At 40.2% G+C, this 22,405-nt stretch carries 18 protein-coding genes, 1 other RNA gene and 1 pseudogene; 9 read left to right on the top strand and 11 right to left on the bottom strand.

From position 1 onward, the window contains the following. Positions 1–17 precede the first annotated feature (17 nt). Entirely contained in the window at positions 18–1,502 is a 1,485-nt protein-coding gene (gene glpK, locus FOC32_RS08110; protein WP_004783217.1) for a glycerol kinase GlpK, read from the bottom strand. 130 nt (positions 1,503–1,632) lie between these two features. Here glpK and ssrA point away from each other — a divergent pair. Continuing rightward, positions 1,633–1,992: a transfer-messenger RNA gene (ssrA, locus tag FOC32_RS08115) on the top strand. Between the two features lie 98 nt (positions 1,993–2,090). Here the strand turns inward: ssrA and FOC32_RS08120 are convergent. The 7 genes from FOC32_RS08120 to tnpA form a co-directional block, all read right to left on the bottom strand. Continuing rightward, the gene (locus tag FOC32_RS08120) at positions 2,091–3,260 is read right to left on the bottom strand and encodes a site-specific integrase (RefSeq protein ID WP_175966871.1); all 1,170 of its coding nucleotides are present in this window, start codon (positions 3,258–3,260) and stop codon (positions 2,091–2,093) included. Between the two features lie 497 nt (positions 3,261–3,757). Next, a complete protein-coding gene (locus FOC32_RS08125; protein WP_175966874.1) occupies positions 3,758–4,366 on the bottom strand; it encodes an HAD family hydrolase in 609 nt (202 codons plus the stop codon). Positions 4,367–4,491: 125 nt separating this feature from the next. Next, positions 4,492–5,238 carry a hypothetical protein gene (locus FOC32_RS08130; protein ID WP_005234333.1) on the bottom strand — a complete coding sequence of 249 codons (747 nt, stop codon included), beginning with the start codon at positions 5,236–5,238 and terminating at the stop codon, positions 4,492–4,494. A 19-nt stretch (positions 5,239–5,257) separates the two neighbouring features. Next, positions 5,258–5,620, bottom strand: coding sequence for a hypothetical protein (locus FOC32_RS08135; protein WP_228761291.1), 363 nt, complete (start codon positions 5,618–5,620; stop codon positions 5,258–5,260). Between the two features lie 1,018 nt (positions 5,621–6,638). Next, positions 6,639–8,243 (bottom strand): IS66 family transposase, encoded by a 1,605-nt coding sequence (gene tnpC, locus FOC32_RS08140; RefSeq protein ID WP_175965973.1) that lies wholly within the window; start codon positions 8,241–8,243, stop codon positions 6,639–6,641. 74 nt (positions 8,244–8,317) lie between these two features. After that, positions 8,318–8,653 (bottom strand): IS66 family insertion sequence element accessory protein TnpB, encoded by a 336-nt coding sequence (gene tnpB / locus FOC32_RS08145; protein WP_004783682.1) that lies wholly within the window; start codon positions 8,651–8,653, stop codon positions 8,318–8,320. Further along, a complete protein-coding gene (gene tnpA, locus FOC32_RS08150; RefSeq protein WP_175965975.1) occupies positions 8,650–9,078 on the bottom strand; it encodes an IS66-like element accessory protein TnpA in 429 nt (142 codons plus the stop codon). Before tnpA ends, tnpB (FOC32_RS08145) begins: the two co-directional genes overlap by 4 nt. Positions 9,079–9,160: 82 nt before the next feature. On the opposite strand from tnpA, the pseudogene FOC32_RS08155 reads away from it, so the two are divergent. The 3 genes and pseudogenes from FOC32_RS08155 to FOC32_RS08165 form a co-directional block, all read left to right on the top strand. Next, positions 9,161–9,514 (top strand): annotated as a pseudogene (locus FOC32_RS08155) (transposase); the annotation flags it as partial. Next, positions 9,511–9,846: an IS66 family insertion sequence element accessory protein TnpB gene (gene tnpB, locus FOC32_RS08160; RefSeq protein ID WP_000618091.1), complete on the top strand. Its 336-nt coding sequence runs from the start codon at positions 9,511–9,513 to the stop codon at positions 9,844–9,846. The pseudogene FOC32_RS08155 and the gene tnpB (FOC32_RS08160), both read left to right, overlap by 4 nt. Before the next feature lie 74 nt (positions 9,847–9,920). Beyond that, positions 9,921–11,504 (top strand): IS66-like element ISAba25 family transposase, encoded by a 1,584-nt coding sequence (locus tag FOC32_RS08165; protein WP_005080957.1) that lies wholly within the window; start codon positions 9,921–9,923, stop codon positions 11,502–11,504. On the opposite strand, the gene FOC32_RS08170 is transcribed toward FOC32_RS08165, so the two are convergent. After that, a complete protein-coding gene (locus FOC32_RS08170; RefSeq protein ID WP_228761292.1) occupies positions 11,501–12,055 on the bottom strand; it encodes a hypothetical protein in 555 nt (184 codons plus the stop codon). The two genes, FOC32_RS08165 and FOC32_RS08170, sit on opposite strands and share 4 nt — an antisense overlap. A gap of 532 nt (positions 12,056–12,587) precedes the next feature. Then, the gene (locus tag FOC32_RS08175; protein ID WP_014538385.1) at positions 12,588–13,556 is read right to left on the bottom strand and encodes an IS30 family transposase; all 969 of its coding nucleotides are present in this window, start codon (positions 13,554–13,556) and stop codon (positions 12,588–12,590) included. A gap of 195 nt (positions 13,557–13,751) precedes the next feature. Between FOC32_RS08175 and FOC32_RS08180 the strand changes: the two genes are divergently transcribed. Further along, the gene (locus FOC32_RS08180) at positions 13,752–14,669 is read left to right on the top strand and encodes a MobA/MobL family protein (protein ID WP_159123298.1); all 918 of its coding nucleotides are present in this window, start codon (positions 13,752–13,754) and stop codon (positions 14,667–14,669) included. Positions 14,670–15,241: 572 nt separating this feature from the next. Beyond that, entirely contained in the window at positions 15,242–16,294 is a 1,053-nt protein-coding gene (locus FOC32_RS08185) for a protein rep (protein ID WP_175966876.1), read from the top strand. A 68-nt stretch (positions 16,295–16,362) separates the two neighbouring features. On the opposite strand, the gene FOC32_RS08190 is transcribed toward FOC32_RS08185, so the two are convergent. Beyond that, entirely contained in the window at positions 16,363–17,421 is a 1,059-nt protein-coding gene (locus FOC32_RS08190; RefSeq protein ID WP_175966878.1) for a competence protein CoiA, read from the bottom strand. Positions 17,422–17,541: 120 nt separating this feature from the next. Here FOC32_RS08190 and FOC32_RS08195 point away from each other — a divergent pair, with 120 nt between their 5' ends. The 3 genes from FOC32_RS08195 to FOC32_RS08205 all read left to right on the top strand — a co-directional run bounded on the left by FOC32_RS08195 (position 17,542) and on the right by FOC32_RS08205 (position 22,398). Next, complete coding sequence (locus FOC32_RS08195; protein WP_175966880.1) at positions 17,542–19,815, top strand: type I restriction-modification system subunit M; 2,274 nt, start codon at positions 17,542–17,544, stop codon at positions 19,813–19,815. Further along, positions 19,815–21,185 carry a restriction endonuclease subunit S gene (locus FOC32_RS08200; protein ID WP_175966882.1) on the top strand — a complete coding sequence of 457 codons (1,371 nt, stop codon included), beginning with the start codon at positions 19,815–19,817 and terminating at the stop codon, positions 21,183–21,185. Before FOC32_RS08195 ends, FOC32_RS08200 begins: the two co-directional genes overlap by 1 nt. A gap of 295 nt (positions 21,186–21,480) precedes the next feature. Continuing rightward, positions 21,481–22,398, top strand: a complete 918-nt coding sequence (locus FOC32_RS08205; protein WP_175966884.1) for an Abi family protein — start codon at positions 21,481–21,483, stop codon at positions 22,396–22,398. Positions 22,399–22,405 lie beyond the last annotated feature (7 nt).

Here is a 22,405-nt window from a genome sequence, read left to right on the forward strand (position 1 = left end):
AGCGGTTTTTTTCGATCTTATAAATCTGATTTGGCCCGTTTTAAGGCATTTTGCCATTTGGCCAAATGGGCTTCACGTTCATCGGACTGCATTTTCGGTTCAAAGGCCCGGTCTAGCTGCCAGGATTGAGAAATTTCATTTAAATTAGAAAATACCCCTGACTTTAATCCTGCCATCGCTGCAGCACCCCAAGCGGTGGATTCCAGCATTTTTGGACGCAAGACAGGCACATTCAGCAGGTCAGCTTGGAACTGCATCAACATATCATTACAACTGGCACCGCCATCGACACGTAGTTCTTTTAACGGATGGGCAATATCCGATTGCATGGCTGTCAATACATCAGAGACCTGAAAGGCAATCGATTCCAGTGTAGCTCGGGCAATATGAGCTTTATTGGTTCCACGCGACATGCCACACAGCAGGGCACGCGCTTCACTATCCCAATGCGGTGCACCCAGTCCGGTAAAAGCAGGAACTAAGACCACGCCGTCGGTATCTTTAACTTTACAGGCCAACTTCTCTATATCACTGCTCTTCTGAATGATGCCAAGCCCATCACGTAGCCATTGCACCACAGCACCGGCCATAAAAACGCTACCTTCCAGGGCATAACTGGTCTGTTCCTGTGCCTGCCAGGCGAGGGTAGAAAGTAATTTGTTCTGGCTGAGTTGAATATCATGACCGGTATTGAACAGCATAAAACAGCCGGTGCCATAGGTATTTTTTGCCATACCGGGTTCGAAGCAAGACTGGCCAAACAAGGCAGATTGCTGATCACCCAGAATACCGGTAATGGGAATCGTAGCCCCTAATAAACCCGGTGCCGTATCTGCAATATGACAATCAGAACTGATGATTCGTGGCAGAACTGAAGCGGGGATATTAAACAGGTCGAGTAGTTCGTCATCCCAGCGTTGAGTTTGCAGATTCATCAACATGGTGCGGGAAGCATTACTCGCTTCAATAATATGCTCAGCACCTTGAGTCAGATTCCAGATCAGCCAGCTATCAATGGTGCCAAAAGCCACATGACCTTGCTCTGCGAGTGTACGTAAGCCATCAATATTTTCTAATAACCAGACCAGTTTCCCGGCACTAAAATAGGGATCAATCCGTAATCCGGTTTTTCGTTGTACCTGATCCATCTGGCCTTGCTGAATGAGCAAATTACACCAGTCTGTTGCACGACGATCCTGCCAGATAATCGCTGGCGCAAGAGGTTTGCCATTACGACGATCCCATACCACAGTCGTTTCACGCTGGTTGGTCAGGCCAATCGCTTTAATGTCTTTCGCCAGAATCCGGGCAGTGGCTAATGCCTGTTGAACTACTGCAATCTGCGAGCTCCAGATTTCCTGTGCATCCTGTTCGACCCAACCGGAGTGTGGGGTCTGGATATGGGTTTCGCGTTGAGCTGTTGCCTGAATCTGTCCGTGTTCATTAAAGATGATTGCACGGCTAGACGTCGTTCCCTGATCGAGTGCCAATAAATAGCTCATAATTTTTTTAAATGTTGACTTGAATTATGAAATATTAGCGCAATTATGTAATCAGGCGCATTCAAAAGTGTATTTGTGTAGAAAATGCATCGTATTTTTTGCCAGTTATGCTATGATGAGCTTGTACTTTGGGGATGTTCTTGGCTTCGACGCCGATGATGAAACTCATAGATGCATGCCGAGAGCGCATTTTCTCTCGTAAATCAAATTTGCATTTTAATAGTCGCAAACGACGAAACTTACGCTCTAGCAGCCTAAGGGCTGCTTGTCCGCATCTCTGAATACTTGTGGTTAGAGATCCCGACTGAAGCGAACGCACACAAGTCCGTATAGAGTCAAGCCTCGGGGCTTTATACCAAATTTAGAGGATCGCACCTTGAACCCTGTTCGTCGGGTCTCTTGGTGTTAAAACAATAGACGATATCTAAGCATGTAGTATTCTCGAGCGTAGTGTTGGCGGACGCGGGTTCAACTCCCGCCATCTCCACCAAAATTCTTGTTATAAATCAGCCACTTGGATTAAGTGGCTTTTTTATTGCCACACATTTGCCACATTTTTCATTGCAAGAGCTTTTGATTTCGACGTATTTAGGTTGTACGAGTTACGCTAAGTTTCGCAATTTCTTGCTTATTTTTATCCCCATGCAACCATTTTGTATAGCGTTTGATCAGCATTTGTAGACTATGTCCAAGTTGATCGGCTACAAACATTGGATTGACGCCATCCATCAGCAACATCGTCGCATAAGTATGCCTTGCATTGTATGCAGGGCGGTGACGTATAGAACACGCTTTCATCGCTTCTACAAGACGCTCTCTAGGTGGTTTTTCATTAAAGAAGGGTTCCTTAGTCTTAGGACATAGCATCACATAGTCTGTTTGGTAGCCTTGATCCTTTTTAAATTGAAGCAAAGCTTTCAAAGCCAGAGTTGATCGTTCATTCAAATATACTTCTCGAGACGTATGTGTTTTTGTCACCTTTTTTTCTAAACCACGTACACGGCTTTTGTTAACTTTGAATGTGCCATTGAACCAATCGATATCACTTTCTCTAAGAGCAATCATTTCGGAAGGTCTACAGCCTGTCCAGAAGGCAAACTCAAAATACCATCGATAAAATTTGTCCTCATCATGTAAGCTTTTGTCGAGCCAAGCTAGTAAGGCTTCCATCTCCTTACGTGTGAAGGGGTCAGGTGTTTCCACCTGAACCTTACGATTCTTAATTTTATTCATAGGGTTTACAGAAATCTGATTATGCTTAACAGCCAACTCGAAAACTCCACGTAAAGGCGTGGCGCAATTATTAAATGTTTTCGCTGTTTGAAAATTACGATCGATAATGACTTCCTCAATATCTTCAGTCATGATATTGGCTATTGGTGTTAATGCAAAATAAGGCATCCAATGACATTCTAAAATTTTGCGATAGCCATTTTTTGAATCTTTATTGGCAATCGAAAACTTTAAAAATTTTTGTGCAACATCTTGAAATAAGACTTGCTGACCATCCATTGATTCAGTTTCTGTAACATCAAGGCCTTTTGCTTGTGCTATATCATTCTCAGTTAAAATCCCCCATTTGGCTTTATTTATGAGGTCACTTCTAATTTTAGCGGCTGTACGGATACCTTCCGCAGTCGGCGGGTGTGGGAGTGTAATGTAGTAGCGCTGCTTTTTAGAGGTGAAGTTGATTTCGAGTGCATTCTCCCTAATTCTAACGCCGGTTGGTAACGTTTTTGAGTTTGTTCTGTCAACCATTGGTTATAACCTCTAAGTGAGTAGTAAATATTTCCATCTTGTTTTGTCCAAACTAAATCTTGTGGCCAATTTTTTCGCCGATGTGTCAGTTTTTGTCCTTCAATGCCTGTAAGCTTTGAGAACACTGAAGCATCTACCCAATCGATAGCTGTAAGCCCTAGTTCTAAAAGAACATCTAAAATTTCGTTTTGCATAAAATTACTTAGCCAATTGAGCTGATCTAAAAATTATTCACGGCTAGGCATAAATTTCCCTAGTCATAAATCGCCATGTGGAAAACTTAGCACATGACATTTTTTAAAAACTCGTTTCGTTTAAAACTTCAAAAAAATGGTTATTCAAAAAAATTATGAAATAAAAAAATCATATTTATGCTTACTGAATTAATGATTTAATCCCATTTGTTAGGTACAAAATTTGGTACTTAAATCCTCAATATCATGAGTTAAGTACCAGATTTGGTATCTTAAAAATCAGCTCGAAAAATGATTTATAATTTATTTTTTTAACAAGGGTTGGAGCACATCTAAAAGACTCTCACCATTTTTACGATCAATTATTTTTGCAGACATGCCTAATTTTTGCGGCCCATCTACATCAGCAATTTGAGTATCACCAATGAAAAAAACTTCATTTGGTTGACAGTTCATTTGAGTTAAAAAATGTTGGTAGATTAAAGGATCTGGCTTATTTGCACCGACCTGAAAGCTCCATGCATAAGTATCTAAAAGTGGAAGTAGGTGCTGTGCTCGTTCACCATAAGGCGTTGCTGCATTGGAGCAGACTGCCAATTTGTAGCCTAGCTTTTTAAGCTCAAGCAGCATTGGTATAGAATCATCAAAAGCACGCATATACTTTAAATCATGTTGAAGATCGTTGTTCATTTCAGCTAACAAGGGAGCGGGTAGTTGATAACCGAAATAAGAAGCGATTGTCTCAAAATTGCCATCTAGCGACATGATCATCGCAGCATCATTTGGTTGTGGTTTTCGCCCTTGTTGTTTAAGCCATTTCATCATTTTTTTATAAGGTGATTGACTATTTTTAATTTCAATTAGCGTTCCAAAAACATCAAAGGCTACTGCTTTATAAGGTCGTTTACTCACTATTCTTATCTCATTAAAAGTTTAAGCATATGGTCTAGCGTTTTATATCAACTCTTTTATTCATCAAAATTTAAGTCAGAATCATTTAAAGAGGAGGGCGAACTGAACTTTTCTGCTTTATTTGATTAACTTAAATTCAAACCTATCTGTTCAGGTGAATGCCAAAGCATTTTTAAGTGTCCTAGTTGGTCTCTGAGATGAGCGGCTTTACGGATGATATATTTTTTTTGTTTCAGCCATTCATCCAGGCGCGCATCGTCATAATGGATGTCTATCTTCAGTTGTAAAAGCTGGTTATATAAGCCACGCTTTTCAGATGACATTGCTTCTAGAATAGATGGTGGAGCCATGGGCTCTAATGGATGTAGCAACCCACCTTCAGCCTGACAAGACTTGGTCTTTGCTTGTTGAGAAGAAGCAGACACTCCGCTAACGGTTAGCCCTTTTTTCATTAACTTTGATAATGGCAGAGTTGGAGATTCAGCCTGATTGTGATCTTCAGTTTCAGCATTTGCAGGTTCAGTAGATTCTTTCAATAGCTCGCTGATTTTTCGGTAATTAATGCTATAAAAGTTGGTTTGAATCCATTTATTTTGAGATAGCTTTTTGACAACCAAAATGCCCACTTTCTTTAGCTTGGAAACTATACGTTTGATCGTGGAGGGACTGTATGTACCTAAGGTCTTAGCCCATTGCTCATAGCTGTGATAAAAGTACTTCTGTTGCTGAATTACTTGAGCTTCACCACTTTGCAGGCAGTAATGAAGCTTTTGAAGGAAGATCGCTGATGGCACCCCATACGCTTGGGCAAGCGTAGGAGATGCAATAAGAGGGTAGTCGCCTTGGACTAGTAGTTTTGTTTTTTTAGTCATGAGAATACTCACTTAAGGCTTAGTAAGTGGTATTAGACGATTTGGGGTGCGGACGTTGCTGAGTTCGGCGTAGCCAATCTTCAGGATACTCCTGACTATAAGATTCATAATGCTGACCAGACCAATATTCTTGGTTGAGTTCATCATAAAATTGGTTTTGAGGGCATGCTAGATGCTGCTGTTCAGCTTGTAAGTCTTGCGGAATGTTATCTTCAGCTTGATCTAAAGTTTTGTAAATATCAAGTAAGGCTTGGCGCTGTATAGGCGATAGAATTTTTGCGCTTTCAACAAGAAGTTGTTTGGCAAGTTTTTTTGGCGTGCAAGGGATTGCACCATTGAATTTGTGATTCATAGTCGTATGTTCTTGGTCGGTTGTTAACATACCACCATTCTTTTTCCACAAAGAGTGGTGGCAGCATGACAGGGGTGGAAATACCGTTCCAAGAGTACGGCCAGCATAAAGCTGCCCTGTCAAGCCGCCATAACGACTGCTTAACAGTGGGCAAAAAAAATGCCGCCTGAGCGACTTTAATTTTGCACTCTTGGATAATATCAGGTTTCCACGCCTGAACACAGATTTTGCTGTGTTGAATTTAGGTTATCCCGCTATGCTAAATAGGTCAAGGCCTTGAAATAAAATTTTTTAAAAAGATGAAAAGTAGAGTGATAGCTACCATGTGCTAAATATATTTAATTATTTTTATTGTTTATTTTATTTATAAAGAAGAACAGATCAGTTTGACCTAATGGAGCGGATCTGTTTGAGATGATCGTAAGTTTCAGTATGGTCTTAACTGAAATTTAAGGCATTTTGTGAGTTTCCAGTTATGGAAATATTTTTATAAGAAGCAGAGGTGCTCGGTTTTTATTACTAATTTCTGATCAATCTAACATTTAAGTGTGAGTTAAATAGAGATGAATATTCGACTCATTTGCTGAGCCGAATAAGATTGAATCAAGGCGTATTATTAGAAGGTGACTTAAAAATGTGGAGACCTATTCATTTGTTAAACTCTGATCAAGATCCTTTTTAAGTGATGGATTTCTAGGATCTGATGAAATCGCTTGCAGCGCTTTATTAAGTTTTGAAAAGTTAGGAAGATGCTTGTTTTTTTCAGAATCAAAGATGTCGCGTAGAGTTGGATGGTGCTCAATCTTAGATTTATATATGAAATAAATGTACATCATATCTATTAGGGTATCTATTACGGGACGACCATATACAGCAAAAAATGCTTCATATATCGTAAGCATCCGGCTAACACAGCCTTACCAAGCGATCCTATAAGCCTTAATTTAGTTCCCACCTAAAAACAAGTGGGGACTTAATCCATGAACATGGATATATATTCAGCAACACCTCCTGTTGGTAAGCGTCCGCTGAATCCCATGCCTATTTTTTAATTTTGGTCGGATTTCCAGCGGTGTGGCAGTAATTCTTCTATTTGGGTGACTTTATGCGTCGGCAGCCTTTTCAGCACATCACTTAAATAGGCATACGGATCCAGTCCATTCAGCTTTGCTGACTGGATTAAAGTCATGATATTGGCAGCTCGTTGGCCGCTGCGCAGCGAGCCAGCAAACAGCCAGTTCTTACGTCCCAACGCCCAGGGGCGCATCTGATTTTCAATCCAGTTATTATCTATAGGCAAATTGCCATCATCCAGATAGTGGCAGAGTGCCTGCCAACGTTTTAGGCTGTAATTGATCGCCTTGGCAGTTGGAGAACTCGATGGCACCGCCAGATAATGTTGGTTGAGCCATTCATACAGTTGTTGCATCACCGGTTGGCTATGCTGTTGCCGGTATTCGCGGCGATGTTCTGCTGTACCATCGGTCTTTTTCCTGAGTTCTGCTTCTATGGCATACAGTTTCTGAATCAGCACTAATGCCTGTTCAGCGATCTGACTTTTCCCGGTCACATGCAGTTCATGGAATTTACGACGTGCATGTGCCATGCAGCCCACCTCAATGACCTGGCCTGATTTAAAGCGTGCTTTATAACCACTGTAATCATCACAGACCAGATGGCCCTGCCAGCCATTCAGGAACTCTTCAGCATGCTGACCTGAACGGCTATCCTGAAAGTCATAGATCACCGCTTGAACTGGATTGTACTGTGTGGTGGCATAGGCCCAGACATAACCTTTCTTCGGTTTTTTCTCATTCTCACCCATCCGCATGATGGTGACCGGCGTTTCATCGGCATGGATCACCCGCTGTTGCAACACCACCTGTTTTAAGGCATTAGCCAGAGGTTCCAGTTCCACACCGCAGCGACCAATCCAGTCAGATAAAGTGGATCTGGACAGATCAATGCCAGCCCGCTGATAGATCAGGCGCTGACGGTACAGCGGCAAATGATCGGCATACTTCGATACCAGCACATGGCTGAGCAATTCAGGTGAAGCAATGCCTTTATCAATCACATAGGCGGGCATCGCTTGCTGAGTCAGAGTGTCGCACTGATCACAGACCCATTTGCCACGGACATGCTGTTCCTTGTAGAACTGTGCCGGTCTGAAATGCAGTTTTTCACTGATATCTTCGCCGATACGACGTAACTGGCAGCCACAACTGCATTGGGTTGATGCAGGTTCATGCTCAATACGGATGGTGTGTAGATGATCTGGCAGCAGTCGACGTTTAGGTTTGTTGACTGTGGCTTTCTGTGTCGCTGCATCGGTTTTATCTGCATTTAATCGTTCTAATTCCAGATCAACGGCTGCGATATCTTCTTCGACCGCTTCGTCCCATAGATGGATTTGTTTTGCCGTTAAGTGTTCATTCTTTTGGGCGAATTTGTGCTGTTTAAATAGTGCGAGTTCATGCTCGTATTTTTGATTGAGAATAGAAAGATGCTGAACTTTGGCATCCAATTGCTGGTTTGATTTTTCTAATTCTTGATTTGATTGTGCCAGAGACTGATGCTGCATCGCCAACTGCCGGGTAAATTCCAGCAGTTGTTCATGGGTCAGTTGGCTTAAATCAGGCAGCATTTTCATGACTGCAGTATGCCTGAGGTCATGACGCAGAGGAAATAGAACGTTTGGAGAATAGCAGAATGTAGCAGCCTGGTTTAGAGCATTGTTACCACTTGCTGTCGTCCAATGCGCTGCCAGGGCAAACCCTGAATTAGTGCCTGTAACTGTTCTGGACTGAGAGCTACGTTTTCACCCTGGTGAACTTTAGCCCAGTGGAATTTTCCCTGTTCCAGCCGCCTGGCACACAGCCAGATGCCTAGTCCATCATGTACCAGCACTTTCATACGATGGCCACGTTTATTACAGAACAGGTAGGCGCAATGCGGTTTGATTGAGCCAAAGGCTTTCATAATCTGCGCCATGGCCGTATCCATACCCGCACGCATGTCCATGGGCTGGGTAGACAACCAGATTTCATCGATACGGATCATTTGATCAAGCCCTGAAGTAAAAGCAGTAATTCAGTTGCAGACCCCACCGGCCATTCGATTTCGATCATCTGATCCCTTACTGAACCTTGTTCATCATGTAATGGAATCCTAATATGAGCGGTAGCTTTCTTCTCTGGCACAGGTGGCGGAGGTGCTTCTTGTTTGACTGGCGTCGGGTGAAGAATGACGGGAAGGAAGTCGGTCTGTGGAATGGATGAGATTGTTAATGATGGAACCATTGATCTGGACTGACGAATCCATTTATGCAACAGATTGGCATTGATCTGATGTTGCATTGCGACCTTAGCCACCGATGTATCTGGCTGCTGGCATTGCTGAATAAGTTGATGTTTAAATTCAGCCGTGAAGGTTCGACGGGGCTTTTTTAGCGTTGGTGCAGTGTCTATAACTGTCTTTAAATCCATAAATAGGTGTCCACTTAAATTTTAGTGGACACTATCGCGGTATTAATGAGTTAGAAAAAGTGGGGCTCAGCGGACGCTTACTCCTGTTGCTAAAAAACGCCGAAAATACAGCAAAGAATTCAAACTCAGTATTGTCAATGCCTGCAAAAATCCTAATACCTCGATCGCTTCGGTCGCACTGCAACATAGTATTAATGCCAACCTTGTCAGTCGTTGGATCAGGATCTTCAGCCATCATGAGGGTGCCGTGCAGGATCCTACTCATGTGAATCCAGCATTTATTGCTTTGCCTTACACTGCTGCAATCAGCCAACCTATTGATGAGAGGATCACGTTGTGTATCACCGTGCCTCATACGAATAATGATATTCAGCTAAAATGGCAGACATCAGAAATACCTGCCTTGGCAGAATTACTCAAGGCACTTGCAACATGATCCGCATTGATGAAATCTGGTTGTCTACTCAGCCCATGGACATGCGTGCAGGTATGGATACGACCATGGCTCAGGTGGTGAGAGCCTTTGGCTACATCAAACCGCATTGTGCTTACCTGTTCTGTAATAAACGTGGCCATCGCATGAAAGTGCTGGTACATGATGGATTGGGCATCTGGCTGTGTGCCCGGCGGCTGGAACAGGGCAAATTTCACTGGGCTCAAGTTCACCAAGGTGAAACCGTGGCCCTCAGCCCGGAACAGTTACAGGCACTGATCCAAGGTTTGCCCTGGCAGCGCATTGGACGACAGCAGGTGGTGACGATGCTTTAAACCAGGCTGTTCCATTCTGCTATTCTCCAAACGTTCTATTTCATTCTTCTCATGACCTCAGGCATACTGCGGTCATGAATACGCTGCCTGACTTAAGCCAACTGACCCATGAACAACTGCTGGAATTCACCAGGCAGTTGGCGCTGCAGCATCAGTCTCTAGCACAATCAAACCAACAATTGGATGCCAAAGTTCAACATCTTTCTATTCTCAATCAAAAATACGAGCATGAACTGGCGCTGTTTAAAAAGCACAAATTCGCCCAAAAGAATGAACACTTAACGGCAAAACAAATCCATCTGTGGGATGAAGCGGTTGAAGAAGATATTGCCGCGGTTGATCTAGAACTGGAACGGCTAAATGCAGATAAAACCAATGCAGCGACACAGAAAGCCAAAACCAATAAACCTAAACGTCGACCACTGCCAGATCATCTACACACCATCCGTATTGAGCATGAACCTGCATCAACCCAATGTGCTTGTGGCTGCCAACTCCGTCGTATCGGCGAAGATGTCAGTGAAAAACTGCATTTCAGACCGGCACAGTTCTATAAGGAACAGCATGTGCGTGGTAAATGGGTCTGTGATCAGTGTGACACTCTGACTCAGCAAGCGATGCCCGCCTATGTGATTGATAAAGGCATTGCTTCACCTGAATTGCTCAGCCATGTGCTGGTATCGAAGTATGCCGATCATTTGCCGCTGTACCGTCAGCGCCTGATCTATCAGCGGGCTGGCATTGATCTGTCCAGATCCACTTTATCTGACTGGATAGGTCGCTGCGGTGTAGAACTGGAACCTCTGGCCAATGCCTTAAAAGAGGTGGTGCTGCAACAGCGGGTGCTGCATGCAGATGAAACACCGGTCACCATCATGCGGATGGGTGAGAATAATAAAAAACCGAAGAAAGGTTATGTCTGGGCCTATGCCACCACACAGTATAATCCAGTTCAGGCGGTGATCTATGACTTTCAGGATAGTCGTTCAGGCCAGCATGCTGAAGAGTTCTTGAAAGGCTGGCAGGGCTATCTAGTCTGTGATGATTACAGTGGTTATAAAGCACGTTTTAAATCAGGCCAGGTGATTGAGGTGGGGTGCATGGCCCATGCACGTCGTAAATTCCATGAACTGCATGTAACTGGGAAAAGTCAGGTTGCTGAACAGGCCTTAGTGCTGATTCAGAAACTGTATGCGATAGAAGCAGAACTCAGGAAAAAGACCGATGGTACAGCGGAAGACCGCCGCGAATACCGACAACAGCATAGTCAACCAGTGATGCAACAACTATATGAATGGCTCAACCAACATCATCTGACAGTGCCATCGAGTTCTCCCACCGCCAAGGCTATCAATTACACTCTGAAGCGTTGGCCAGCCTTAAGCCGCTATCTGGATGATGGCAATCTACCGATATGCAACAATTGGGTAGAGAATCAGATGCGTCCCTGGGCGTTGGGACGCAAGAACTGGCTGTTTGCAGGTTCGCTGCGCAGTGGTCAGCGAGCGGCAAACATCATGACTTTAATCCAGTCAGCAAAGCTGAATGGCTTGGATCCGTATGCCTATTTAAGTGATGTGCTGAAAAGGTTACCGACACACAAAGTGACCCAAATTGAAGAATTGCTGCCGCACTGCTGGAAACCTAAATCGAATTAAAAAATAGGTATGGGATTCAGCGGACGCTTACCATATATCTTATTGAAAGATGCACCTAAGAAAAATATTACACTATTTCTCTTTTTCCTTTGTTTTAATTTTTCAGCTAGAAGATGTTTTTCATATTCAGAAAGAGTATTTTCAGAAACACATTTTTTTATTTTTCCATTATTATGACTACGATAATTACTCAGTAGTTCTTGCAGGTTAAAGTATTCATTAGGGTTATAATCTAAATACTCTTTTTCTTTTTTCAGAATGTTTTTTTCAATGTCTGTTAAATTATCAAATGGGATGGTTTTTATATATTTTAATGTTTGATGGTTTTTGATTCTTTGATTTTCCTTATATTGGCATGCATTGATTAGATTTTTATGGGTTTCTGTAAATTTTTTAAAATCTATTTTTGTTAAATCTGTATTCTCGAGAATATTAATTAAATTTATTTCACATGGATATTTAGGCGTGATAAATAATTCTTCTTTTTGTGTATAAAGAAAATTATATAAATCACTTTTTTTGATAATTTTTTTGGGTCTACCGGCTGTCATTTGAAGGCTCCTTGCCTTACGTTAGAGGAAAGCTCTATCTTTAACAGGAACCCAAAATGCATGATGAGTTTCATGCAAAATCTCAAAAAAATAGCTATCCTGCTCTCCACTTAGTTACCCGATTAATAAAGCTGGCGCTTTTAAGAATTTTTTGGGCTGCGCACAAAAAATTCTTATCTCGTCTCCGTGTCTTTTTATTCCATCATTTGCATTGCAAATGTTGTACTAAAAAGACACTACTACTCGCCCTGTGGGACCAAAAGCCCAATTAATATTATTTTTAAGATATTGATATATATTGAAAATATTTCAACTGGAGTCTTTTTTGTGTGCGTTACACTATAATTTATGGTGCGTTACACTATAAAAATGTGCATTACACGATAAAAATAGTCGTTACACCATAAAAATCATCTAGAAGTTCGACTTTTGATTATTGAAGATCACTTTTTGATCTTCAGGTCTTGATTAAGATCATATCGCTACTGAATCAATCATAAAAAAACTATTTAGAAATATAACCACGGCGAATTCAAACATGAGGTGCGACAGTTTGAAAAGTCTTATGATAATCAACAAGCTGAGCAAATTTCTCTAATGGTGTAAGCCAATCTAACGCTTTTCTAGGACGAGTATTCAGTGACATGGCAACTTGATTTAAATAATGCTGATCTGCCTGATTTAAATCAATCCCTTTAGGTAAATATTGCCTAATTAAACCATTCATATTTTCGCATGTGCCTTTTTGCCAGGGTGAATGTGGGTCACAGAAATATACATCTATGCCTAAATCTTCTTCAAGTATTTTATGTTCTGCCATCTCGCGTCCACGGTCATAGGTCAACGTTTTACGCAGTTCTGCAGGTAAATATTTCAGAGCTTCAGTTAAAGCCTTGCGCACTGATTCTGCCTTTGCATCAGGTAATGTTGCCAAGATACAGAGCCGTGTATTTCGTTCAATAAGTGTTGCTATCGAACTTTTATTGTCTTTACCTTTAATTAAATCAGCTTCCCAATGACCCGGTATTTTTCTTTCTTGAACTTCGGCTGGGCGCTCATGAATAGTTTTAATATCCTGTAATATAGAATCTTTTTTAGGTTCACCGTTAGCTTTTCGCTTTTTATTTTCATGACGCAGACAGGATAATAAGTCTTTTTTCAACTCACCCTTTGGTAATGCGCGTATCGTTGAATAAATCGTTGTATGGCTTACATTCATTGTTTGATCCAAATCAGGAAATGTCTTTAAACGCTTTGCTATTTGCTGAGGAGACCATAAACAACGGATCGCTTCAACAATAAATTTCCAGAGGATTGAATCGATTTTGAGTTTTCTGTGACCACGTCTACGTCTAGCGAAGGTGTTATCAGAAGCATATCGAGCTTGATAAACGTCATTGATGCTATTTCTTTTAAGCTCACGATAGATCGTACTAGGATGTCTTTTAATGAGTTCAGCAAATTTTCTGGCTGAAAAGCCTTCTTTTCTTGACTCAAGCATTAATGCAGTACGATCTTCAAAGTTAAGATGATGGTATGACAATTTTATATACTCCATAAACCCTTTAAATTAATTAGGTGGTTTATGTCGCACTTCAAGTTTTACTCTGCCCACTTTCCTGAACTTTTTCTTTTAAATTAAATTATAAGAATATTTGAAAATATATTAACTCTTTGATAAGAGAGTTAATAAAAAGTGTTTTATTTTGATTTAAGACATAATCGTAAACAAAGTTCTAAAAGTTCATTTAATGGCTTTTGTTATATTACTCGAACTAAGCATTTTAAGTTAAACAAGATTGAGTTAAATGAAGAAGTTGAATTTGTTTGCTCAGGTAATATGCCTAAGTGGGCAGAATATAAGCCGGATAGATTTTGGATTGCTGCTGATAAATATGAAAAAAATAATAGTCGTACATCCAGTCATATTACTATTGCTTTACCTAAGGAATTAAATTCTGAACAGCGAATAGAATTATCAAAGAGTTTAATAAATGCTTTTTGTGAGGAATTTAAATTTCCATATAGCTGTGCTATTCATAATCACAAAGGGGTTTTAGATGGTGAGAATGATCAACCTCACTTACATTTACAATATTCTGAACGAACAACCCTTGATGATTTTGAACGACCACCCGAGCTGTTTTTTAGGCAATACCGGCCTAAAAATCCTGAACGTGGCGGAGCACAGAAGATTACTGCTGATGTGTTGGGTTTGGGACGACATCAAATTAGACACATGCGGCAACTCACCGAAAAACTAATCAATGAGTCTTTAGAACTATATGCACCGATGAAGACAGTTCGTATATACGATATTGAACTTCAAGTGCCTAACCGAGTTTCCTGCCTATCTAATGAAGATTACAATGCCAAATTTGGAACGAAACTTAAAGATACGCCTCAAATCCCACATTGGAAGCTTTATAGTTCAGATCCTATTGATCAGTTGGATATAAAGCCCTTAATTGAAAAAGTGAAGAAAATCCGAGAAGAAAACTTATATGAGCTTTATAAAAATGAATATGAATTGGAGCTCAAAAGCATTCATAAGATGAGATCAGAAATCAAAAAGGCTAAATCAAATGATAATGATTGGGATTATGGCATGTAGAGACTTTGTTGCACAAAAAAATAACACTATGATTTTATTATATTTATTTTAGCTCTAGACTAACATATCTTTCTGCTAGTCTAGAGCCTTTTTTATTGAAATTTTATAAAAAACTCGAAAAATCAATATCTTAAAAAATATTTATGCAATAATGCTGGTTTAATTATCAACAGAAAATGTCAACATACTCTAGTCAAAACTTTAATAGCCACCAAAATTTTTAGTCATACATAATCATTTTTTCATTTTTTTGCATGAAATTAATCTTTAAAATTTTAAAACATGTAGTTTTCTGGTTTTTAAGCAAGCAGAAAAGACATGGATTCAAATACACCGACATTTGATCAACAGCGTACATATTCATCGCAAACTTTATCTTCATCAGCACAGGAAAGCCGTTATTCTTTAGATATTAAGATATTAATAAGAGAATATTCCCCGACAGTCGTGAAGTAAAAACATCATTAGATTGGCGTAATTCTAACCGCATATTTAAAGCTAAGCTCCAAGAAATCATTCAAAAAACACTTAAAAATAAGCAAGGAAATCAAATTCAGCAGTGTGGTAAAGCAGTGAAGTGGCTTAATTCAAATGTGGATATTTTTTATCATGTTGATTCTAATAAAGTCATATTCAGCAATATATTAGACTGTCGTAAAGGTTGGACATGCCCACGTTGTGCAAGTCGATTGGCTGCCCAAAAGAAAGCAGAATTATTACAACTTCAAAAAGTGGTGCGTGATGAGGCCTTACATGCCTATATGATGACATTAACGATTCCACACTCATTGAAAGATAATTTAAGTGATTTACTAGAACGCCTCAGTCTTGTTCAGAGTAATTTTACAGATGCACTTCGGGGGAAAAAATGGAAAAGAATATTTTCTAAAGTTGGTCATATCACAGTACTTGAAATTACCTATTCAGCGAGATTTGGGTGGCATCCGCATTTGCATGTTTTGGTGATTTCTGAGAAAGGTTATACAGGTGAGGAAATTATAACGATTGAAAAAGAGTTATATGAAACATGGTCTGCAAAATGCCAAATTAGCGGTGTTCGAAAACCTAATAAAAAATTTGGGGTTAAATTACAAAACTGTATGTCGGAAGCAGAGCGATTAGACACTAAAGTGATTCATTACTTGGTTAAGCATGGATTTATAAATGAAATTGATGAGAGGAGAATAGAGGAGAAGATGACCCACGGCGAAAGCCTAACCATTTGGGAAATTGCATTTTTATCTCAACATCCGGATCAACATATTGCTAGAAAATATGGATTGATTCTGCGGGAATATACTCGGTCAATGGTGAATAAACACTTTATAAGATGGTCAAAATTACTCACTGATTATCTCAAAAACAATGGATATGATTTTAAAGATAGGGTAGTTCAAAAATTAAAAAAACAAATACAAAAACAAGTATGGCTAGCAAGGAGGAAGTTGGTTGCTCAAATTGATCACCCTTTATGGCTAAGGATTTGTCGAAAGCCTTATGTGCTACAGCATCAACTTCTACAGAGTGTAGAGTTAGACCTCAAATATGGCATTGCTGAATGTCGTATATACCCAAGAACAGATCGATTACTTAAATATATTCGGCAATCAAAGCTCTATGATTGATGTCAATTGATGGCTTAAAAGTAAGATGCAAGGACTTATGTTGATAGCTAAATTAGGCTGTTGAATCGCTATTTCAAATAATACCAAAGCCCATCAATTTTTGTTATATGATCCATTTTGACCTCTATTGGATCACTATAAATCATATTTTTAGAATCCCGTTCGTGATGAGCAAAAAATGCACCTTGAAGTGCATTGCAGTGAAAACAGCCATTAGATAAATATGCTTCTCCACGAGTTTTACTAAATCGTTTAATAATAAAACCGTACTGATATTTTTGCAGGAATTCAGGACTGTTTAAAACATCACTATGCGGTTGAGATAGCTCTTCAATATCCAAGCGGTATATTTTTGTCAGTTTTTCACCATGAGGAATGAAATAATTAATTTCCATGATGGTGTTAGTGGATTGTTTGCATTTCCAGCATTGAATGGTATTCAGCGCCAATTGTATAAACCTGCTCGAATTAGGCTTTACAGAATATTGCACTGCACCAGTCATCAGGGCTTTGAAAAAATCTATAAATTCAATTTCAACTAAATCAGCATCATCCCAATTGTGAAATGCACCGCTTGCAGTCAGTTGATAAGTTTCTTTATTCAGCCAAATCGAAAAAACAGGAAGATCATAACTCTGGTAGTCTAAGACATCCCATTTGTTTTTCTGGGTTGTGCGTATAAACCAAACTGCTCGAATTCCTGAAGCAATATATTTTTTCTGACGGCGTTTTGTCTCCTCAATGTTTTGAGCAGACCACTGAATTTCTATGGCTATTTTGGCTTTATTTTTCTCAGCATAAATATCAGCGATCCAGATTTCACCATTTGGCGTTTGGCCACGATATTCAGGAATCACAGTCCAGCCATTTTCGTGAAGATATTTTAAGATGAGATATTTACAGAACTGATGCTCACGGCTTTCACCAGTAGGGATGCGACAAGTACTAGAAGGATGATGAGCAAAATATTGTGTACCTAGTTTACTCTTTTTAGGTATGGCACGAGTCTGACAGCAAGGCATATGCATGCTTAGATTTTTATATTTATATTTGAGTCTATCCCACTGCTCATCGTTGAGCATAAAGCTAAAAATTTCTTTATTTTCAATAATACTTAAAAAACCCATATGTACTACTAATTAATATTCTTTTGTACAGTCTATCTCTAGCAAAACATGTTGTAAATCAGGCACAATCATCACTATAAATTTCAAGTTTTATAGCCTTAGGGCAAGCGGTATTTTTTAATGACAAATAATAATTTTTCACAGGTAGCAGCATTCATTTGGTCGGTGGCAGATTTACTGCGTGGTGACTTTAAACAATCCCAATATGGTCGTGTGATTTTACCTTTTACCTTACTGCGCCGTCTTGAGTGTGTGTTGGCGCCAACTAAAGCCGAAGTGCTTGCTGCGAATGAAAAAGTCAAACAAATGCCTTTACCAGAAGAAGCCAAAGAAAAAATGCTTCTCAAGGCAACAGGTGGACTGTCATTCTTTAATACCTCTGAATTGGATTTAGGTAGTCTGGGGCAAAAAGACATCCGTGCCAACCTGAACAACTACATTCAGAATTTTTCTAAAGATGCCCGAGAAATCTTTGAACATTTCAAATTTGATGAATTCATTGGGCTACTGGATGATGCCAACTTACTTTATAAAGTGGTGCAAAAGTTTGCTGCAACCGATTTAAGTTATAGCGCCGTATCGAACCATGAAATGGGTTTGGTGTTTGAGGAATTAATTCGCCGTTTTGCTGAAAGCTCCAATGAAACCGCAGGGGAACATTTTACCCCACGTGACATTGTACGTTTAACGACTGGTTTGGTCTTTAGCAAAGATGATGATGCTTTGACTAAAGAAGGCATTATCCGCACCGTATATGACCCGACAGCGGGTACGGGTGGATTTTTATCCTCGGGTTCAGAATATGTCTATGAGCATAACCCTGAAGCGGTAATGCGGGTGTTTGGTCAGGAACTCAACCCAGAGTCATACGCGATCTGCAAAGCGGATATGCTGATCAAGGGGCAGGATGTACGTAACATCAAATTGGGTAATACACTCTCCAATGACCAACTGGCATATGAGAAATTTGACTACATGCTGTCAAATCCACCATTTGGTGTGGATTGGAAGAAGATCGAACAAGACATCAAAGATGAGCATGAGCAAAAGGGTTTTGAAGGTCGCTTTGGTGCAGGCTTGCCACGTGTATCGGATGGTTCTTTACTGTTCCTGATGCACCTGATTAGCAAGATGCGTGATACTGACAGCAATGGTCAGGGTAGTCGTATCGGCATTATTCTGAATGGTTCGCCTTTGTTTACCGGAAGTGCAGGTAGTGGTGAAAGTGAAATCCGCCGTTATATTCTAGAAGCCGATTTGTTAGAAGCGATTATTGCGCTACCAACCGACATGTTCTATAACACTGGTATTGCGACCTATGTGTGGGTACTGAGCAATAAAAAAGATGCTGAGCGTAAAGGAAAGGTGCATCTAATTAATGCTACTAACCTCAGTTCAAAAATGCGTAAGTCTTTAGGCTCGAAGCGTAATTATTTAACCGATGAAGAAATCCGTACCATTACCCAAAACTACGGCGCATTTGAAGCGGTAGATACCTTAGCCCATGATGGTGAAAGTGATCAGAAAAAGCCTTTCTCAAGCAAAATCTTTAACAGTTATGAGTTTGGCTATCGCCGTGTGACCATCGAGCGTCCTTTGCGTTTATCTGCTCAGGTGAGTGATGAAGCCGTGGCATCCTTACGTTTTGCACCGAAGCCATTTAATGCCGTGATGCAAAAGCTGTATGAGCAATACGGCGCAACATGGACAGTAGACAGTTATGGTCAATTGACGGAGTATGAAGCCGAGATTCGTGCGCTGATTAAAGCTGAATTTAGCGAACTAAAAGAAAAAGACATTAAGACTGTACTTGAGCCAAAGCTTTGGTTAGAACAACGTCAGTTATTCAATAAAGCCCAAGCCTTACAAGCCAAAATTGGTACGGCGCAATGTGATGACTTTAATGCCTTTGATGATGTCCTCAAACAAGCACTCAAAGATGCCAATGTAAAACTTGAAACTAAAGAAAAGAAACAATTCTTAGATGCGATCACTTGGAAGAATGCGGATGCTGAACCAGTGATCAATAAAGTGGTGAAATGCGCAGAAAATCCGCTGTATGGTCAGTTTGCATATAAAGGCAAAGTGGTTGAGTTTGTGCAGGATGGTGATTTGCGTGATGCGGAAAACATTGCCCTTGCCCCAAGTGTGAGTACCGCAGATTTAATTGAGTCTTACTTTAAGCGTGAGGTGCAACCTCATGTGCCTGATGCGTGGATTAATGCCGATAAGCGTGATGATAAAGATGGTGAAATTGGTATTGTGGGTTATGAGATTCCGTTTAACCGTCATTTTTATGTGTATGAGCCACCACGTGACTTAGCGGAAATTGATGCAGATTTGGATGCAGTCAGTCGTGAAATTATGGCACTTCTACAAGAGGTGCATTCTTAATGGCGAAGTATCAGAAATATGCTGAGTATAAAGATTCAGGGGTTGAATGGTTAGGTGAGATTCCTAATGATTGGGAAATGTGGAAATTGAGCCATGCTTATACCGAGATTGGATCAGGTACAACTCCTTCAACCTCTAATGAAGAAAACTTTGAAGGAAATATTCCTTGGGTAACAACAGGTGAGTTGAGAGAAAATCTAATTTTAGATACTAAGAAAAACGTATCTCAACGAACAATACAACAGTTTCCGACTTTAAAAAAATACCCTATTGGTTCAGTAGCAATAGCAATGTATGGCGCAACTATTGGACGATTAGGAATTTTTGGTATTGAGGCCACAACAAACCAAGCGTGTTGTGTAATGACGACTTCAAAAGTATTGAATAATAAATATGTTTTTTATTGGTTGCAGGCATTTAAGAATGAAATTATTCAATTGTCATCAGGTGGTGGGCAACCGAATATCAATCAGGAAAAAGTAGCATCATTAAAAATTTCAGCTCCATTTTTTGAAGATCAGATCAATATTGCCAACTTCCTCGACCATGAAACCGCACAAATCGATACCTTAATTGCTAAACAAGAAAAGCTGATTGAACTGCTAAAAGAAAAGCGTCAAGCGGTGATTAGCCATGCCGTAACTAAAGGTTTAAATCCTGATGTAAACATGAAAGATTCAGGTGTGGAATGGTTAGGGCAAGTGCCTGAGCATTGGGATGTTATAGCCATATCCAAGGTCACACAAAAAATTACGAATGGTTATGTTGGACCTACTAGAGATATTTTAGTGGAGGAAGGTATTCCATATGTACAAGCAACGCATATTAAAAAAGGTAAAGTGAATTTTGATAATGCCTATTTTGTACGAGAAAAATGGAGTAATGACCACGCTAAATCAATCTTGAAAAAAGATGATGTATTGATTGTTCAAACTGGTGCGGGCACTGGAGATGTTGGGTTAGTATCAGAATCTGAGGAAGGTTTTAATTGTCATGCTTTGATTATCCTACAACCAAAGAAACAACAATTATCAGGTAGTTATTTAGCTTATTGCCTTCAATCAGATTATGGATATGCAACTTTATATTCAATACGTACAGGTGGTATGCATCCACACTTAAATTGTGGAGAAGTGCAATTTGTAAAAATATCAGTACCTCCTTTAGATGAACAGGTAGCGATTTCTAAATTTATTGAGAAAAATATTCAAGACTTTGATCAACTGATTGAAAAGGCTAAATTAGCTATTCAACTCATGCAAGAACGCCGTACAGCCCTTATTTCCTCTGCCGTGACAGGTAAAATAGACGTTCGGCATCATGCCTCACACCCTTCGGGCAACGACAAGAAACAAAAGGAGGGTATCTAAATGACACCATCACGTTTTTGTTGTTGTCCAAATCGGCTATCCCTGCCGATTTGTGACGTACGCAATTGGCAATATCCCAATGAGGCGAAAATGGAGTTAAGCGCGTGAGTATGCTGAGCTGGCTCAAACCAATGTGGACTCAAGCAGATACAAAAAATCATTGCATAAATAATTGCAATGATTCACTATATGCTCAACAACACCCGACAAGGCTAGGCAAGCAATTGCATCCTCAAACTGTCGGGTTACTTGTTTCTAGTGCCCTAAAAAATATAACAATCAGGGCAAGCTATCTATGAAATCTTTTAACAAGCCTGCCAAAACCTTTGCTGAACAAATTGAGCTATTAAAAGCGCGTGGCATGCAATTTGCCAATGAGCAAGATGCACAATTTTACCTAGAACAAATCAATTATTATCGCTTAGGTGCCTATTGGCTTCCATTTGAACATACTCATTCACCACACTGCTTTAAACCAGATACCAGTTTTGAACAGGTTTTAGAGTTATATGTTTTTGATCGTGAATTAAGACTACTCATCCTGGATGCCATAGAACGCCTGGAAGTTGCCGTTCGTACCCGTTTTGCCTATGAACTGGCACATCGGCATGGTTGTCATGCCTATCTGCAAGGGCAATACTTTAAACCCGCCTTTAGATGGCACAGCTTACTCGAATCACTAAAAACTGAAGTGTCCCGCGCAGATGAAGTCTTTATCGAACACTATAAACGTACCTATGATGATCCTGAATTACCACCGATTTGGGCAACCTGCGAAGTCATGAGTTTTGGGCAACTGTCTAAGTGGTATCAGCTCTTGGCACCGATTCAGACACGTAAAGCCATTTCCAGTCATTTTGATTGCGATGAAAAACAGTTTGAAGGCTTATTGCAGCATTTTGTCTACTTAAGAAATACCTGTGCTCATCATTCAAGACTATGGAACCGAAAATTTACCAAAACCATTGCCAAACCGCGCAGTAAGCCGATGGGGCTTCGGGTGCAATGCAATTTTGAACCTAGTAACTCGGCAGAGCGAAAAATTTATAACAGTCTGGTATTTCTGCTTTATTTCATGGACAAAATCGCCCCGCAGCATACATGGCGTAAACGTCTGGTTGATCTGCTTTTGACACATCACAACATATCAAAAACAGCGATGGGCTTCCCTGAAGATTGGCAAAGCTATCCACTTTGGCAAATAGAACAGTAATAAAGAA

Origin of the sequence: Acinetobacter sp. FDAARGOS_724 (genome assembly GCF_013364475.1) — a bacterium.
GTDB classification, from domain to species: domain Bacteria; phylum Pseudomonadota; class Gammaproteobacteria; order Pseudomonadales; family Moraxellaceae; genus Acinetobacter; species Acinetobacter variabilis.